Origin of the sequence: Limnofasciculus baicalensis BBK-W-15 (assembly GCF_024178385.1) — a bacterium.
Lineage (GTDB): Bacteria > Cyanobacteriota > Cyanobacteriia > Cyanobacteriales > Coleofasciculaceae > Limnofasciculus > Limnofasciculus baicalensis.
Window position 1 is genome coordinate 1 of sequence record NZ_JAMZMM010000455.1, and the last position, 4127, is coordinate 4127.

The window sequence follows — 4127 nt, forward strand, 5'->3', positions numbered from 1 at the left end:
AAATCTTGCTCCCCCTTCCCTTGAAGGGAAGGGGGCTGGGGGGTTAGGTTTTTCGACTTGTTGATAGTAGTCCAAGTTATGAGGTTAAATAAAAATGCTATAATAACTGTTTTTGCGATCGATGACAAGCCCCTCTAAAGTTTTTGGGATTAGATTCCTCGCCAAAATTTAGCTCCCTTGCAATTTGAGCTGATGGTTTGGGAACTCTTCTTTTAGATTTGCATTAAAAGGAAGTAAATCCCAATGTCAGTATTGGAAACGGATCGGGGTAGCAAGTTTATCACCACTGAGCCAATTGGCGAAAATGAAGCAGCCGGAGAGCAAAAGGTATGGGATGCGACGAAAAGCGCATTTTTAGATCGCAACTGTATCGGCTATTGGCGCTATCCCATTTTCTTAAAGGTGGGCGAAATACGCAAGGAACCAGATATTTTGATTGTGGATAGGGAACTGGGTTTAGTTGCGATCGAGGTAAAATCGGTCAGGATTGACCAGATTGTGGAAATTAACGAAGAGGAGTGGCGGTTTCAAAACTTTTATGCCACAGAAGCGAACCCGGATCAACAAGTTCAACGACAGTTAAAAGCTTTAATTGCATATTGCGATCGCGAACCTGCTATTTGGCGTAAAGTTATGGGAAGAGCGATCGTAGCACTTCCCCTCATTACTCAAGAAGAATGGCAGGAAAGAGGATTCGATCAACTGCAAAACTGTCCTCCTATTATCTTTCAAGATCAACTCAGTAAAGTTAGTCTCTGGGAACGGATTCAACAATCTGCACCTGCCATTCCAGGAGAATACTTAGATGACGAACAATGGAAATTACTATTAGCTGTCATTAGCGGTACGTTTGTTCTCCGGAAACCTCCTCGTATTCTCGTTTCTAGTGATGGGAAAACTCGTGCTAGTATTATGGCTGCTTGTGCCGAAGAACTCTACAAATTTGATTTACAGCAGGAACATATCGGTAAAGAAATTCCTCCAGGTTTTCAACGGCTGCGGGGAATTGCAGGTTCAGGAAAAACGGTGTTGCTATGTCAGAAAGCAGCTCACATGCACTTGAAGCATCCAGAATGGGATATTGCATTAGTATTTTTCACTCGCACCCTCTACGATTTGATGATTGGGTTAGTGGATAAATGGCTGCGTCGGTTTAGTAATGGCGATGTTCAATATAATCCTGCAACTAATTCCAAATTACGAATCATTCATGCTTGGGGTGATAAAAATCGAGCTGGTTTGTACGGGACAATTTGCCAGTTAAATGGTATCCGTCCTAAATCTGTAGGGGATACAGCGCAAAGACAGCCAATCCGGGGATTAGCGGAAATCTGTAAGCGGCTATCGGAAGAAATAGTAATCCAACCATTTTTTGATGCTATTTTAATTGATGAAGGACAAGATTTAGTCACCGAAGATGAGCTGAAATATCAGGATAAACAAGCGATTTACTGGATGGCTTATCAATCATTGAAACCAGTAGATTCAGAAGATCCGCAAAATCGACGCTTGATTTGGGCTTATGATGAAGCTCAAAGTTTAGATAGCCTTAAAATTCCCACAACTAAGGAATTATTCGGTGAGGATTTAAGCCGAATATTATCTCAAGGAACACAATACAATGGCGGGATCAAAAAATCAGAAGTAATGCGCCGTTGTTACCGCACTCCCGGCTCAATTCTCACAGCGGCTCATGGGATTGGGATGGGGTTATTACGTCCAGAAGGAATGATCACTGGAATTACCACAAAACAAGATTGGGAACGGATTGGTTATGAAGTCACGGGTAAATTTATTCCCGGACAAAAAATCACCCTCCATCGTCCCCCAGAAAATTCCTTAAATCCGCTGGAAAGACTATGGCAAGCACCTCTATTGGAGTTTGAAACCTATAGCTCTCGCCAAGAAGAATTAAACGCTCTCGCTGATAATATTTTGCATAACTTAGTTCAAGACGATCTCAAAGCAAGTCGAGATATCTTGGTGATAGTTTTGGGATCTATTTCCGAAACAATGGAGTTAGAAAATCATGTGGCGGCTTTCTTAATGGAGCAAGACATTAGTATCTATATTCCCACCGCTTTCGAGTTAAATGAATTGAAGCCACAGTATCCTAATTATGACCCAGATCGCTTCTGGATGGAAGGTGGAGTAACGGTATCTCGCGTACCTCGCGCTAAGGGAAATGAAGCGGATATGGTGTATGTAGTTGGTTTCGATCAAGTAGCGAGAAATGAAGCCGATGTTAGTTTGCGGAATCAATTATTTGTAGCCTTAACTCGAACCCGGGGTTGGGTGAATTTGAGTGGGGTGGGTGACTATCCCATGTATGATGAAATGCGGCGAGTAATTGATAGTGGGGATACTTTTAATTTTACTTACAAGCGTCCCTTGAAGCGAGATATTAGTGAGCGAGAAGATTAAGATCGAGGTATAGCATAGGCAATCTACATACAGCAGATTGTCGGTTCATAAAGTACGTTCCAGAAACCGGGTTTCGCCAAAGTTACCGGGTTTCTCTGTACCTCACATACATCGTGCTGTAACAATTGGCTCTGAGCCAATTGTTATGTAGATTCTGGTAGGTTGGGTTTCACTATCGCTCAACCCAACCTCAGATATTGAACTAATTACTAAAATTGGCTGAGTTAACTGATTTCAGAATACCATCTTCTAACTGATAAATAGCTGCCATAATACTATTTTTATAATTACCTAACAGAGAATATTTTACTTCTTGCAAATAGTCTAAAATCACATCTCTTAGAATAGGTCGATCTATCTCAACTGTGTGATGATAATCCCATAAATCCCAGATAATAATCCCAATTCCAACAATTGGATCGAGAAATTCTGCCCCAAATTTTGCAGCGACTGTCCCTCCAGTTTTAGCTGCTATTTTGGCAGTGGCTTTTTCTGCAAATGAGACTGCAACTTTACTACCAATTTTAGTGACTGTGGGAATCATTGCTTTAGCAAATAGGTAAGTACTGCCACCGACTAAGGCTTTTAATGATAAATTAGAAATGTTGCCTTCCGTATCATTAATTGTCACGGCAATATCACTGAGATATCGCTCCCACTCTCCTTGGGGAATTTTGTAAGTACTTTGAATCTGAGAAATGCTATCGCTCAAGTCTGAGACATATTGATTAATGGTATCTCTAGTGATTCTCTCTAATTCTAGTTGGGCAATTTGAGGTCGAAGAACTAATTTAGTAAATTCAGTTTGAAAATCTCCAGTCATTTTTTCTGCGATTGCTTGATTTGCAGGTGGATTATTGGTATCAATCCAGTGGGATACTGCTGATGATAACCATACAAATGGAATACTAAATTCCATTTTCTTTTGATTGAAATAATTAAAATACCAATCCAGAAAGCTGCTATCAACACGAGTCATTAATTCGTCAATCCACTCGTTTAATTGAGCTGAAGCAAAGGTTTCTGCGTTGGCATGGGCATCCTTGATGCTAGTTGCGAGCGCACGATCTATTTCATTCCAATCTGGTATTGTTTGGTCGATAACAACTACAGCCTCAGTTTTTTGATTTGAATTTATTGGCTTTGGAGTTAATGAACCTGATAGAATAAACTTGCCAATCAGAGGAATAATCACAATTATAATAATAGCCACCCATAGGTAAGGAGTTAGTGCCTTAATCAATTTGGTTAAAGCTTGGATTCGACTTGTCTTTTCCTCGTAAGTCAGTTTTTTATCGCCTGTCAACTGCTCAGGTGGAGTTGGATTGATTTTATCTTTTGGTTTGTTTTCTGTCATATTATTAATAGTTATTGTTTAAATTAATTAGAGTATTTCACTGTACTAAGTTCCCTAAATGCAAGCAGTAAGGAGATAATCCTCCCTAACCCAAATTTTACAGTAAACAAAAGCCGCCCACATAACCATGGGGACGGCTTTTGTATAACAATGGATGCAAATTTTAGTCAACAATCAAATGTTGTAGCGCAATATCTCATCTCTCTTCCCCCGTGGAGACTCCCGCCATAATCGTTAACTAAGGCTTTTTACGTCAACAACACTGGCTTCAAACGGCAGTTGCTTTAAGCCGGGGAACCCGTCCAACGCACTGCCTCCCCAATATACCTGTTTAATTGTTGACCTC

The 4127-nt window shown here is 40.5% G+C and carries 2 protein-coding genes; one reads left to right on the top strand and one right to left on the bottom strand.

The window, feature by feature from the left end; genetic code table 11:
* Positions 1 to 243 precede the first annotated feature (243 nt).
* The gene (locus NJ959_RS26430) at positions 244 to 2424 is read left to right on the top strand and encodes a DEAD/DEAH box helicase (protein WP_254014743.1); all 2181 of its coding nucleotides are present in this window, start codon (positions 244 to 246) and stop codon (positions 2422 to 2424) included.
* 202 nt (positions 2425 to 2626) lie between these two features.
* On the opposite strand, the gene NJ959_RS26435 is transcribed toward NJ959_RS26430, so the two are convergent.
* A complete protein-coding gene (locus tag NJ959_RS26435) occupies positions 2627 to 3781 on the bottom strand; it encodes a hypothetical protein (protein WP_254014744.1) in 1155 nt (384 codons plus the stop codon).
* Positions 3782 to 4127: the final 346 nt, after the last annotated feature.

Excerpts from the sequence above, each read along its gene's own strand:
- NJ959_RS26435 (WP_254014744.1), bottom strand. The coding sequence starts at position 3,781 with ATGACAGAAAACAAACCAAAAGATAAAATCAATCCAACTCCACCTGAG.
- NJ959_RS26430 (WP_254014743.1), top strand. The coding sequence starts at position 244 with ATGTCAGTATTGGAAACGGATCGGGGTAGCAAGTTTATCACCACTGAG.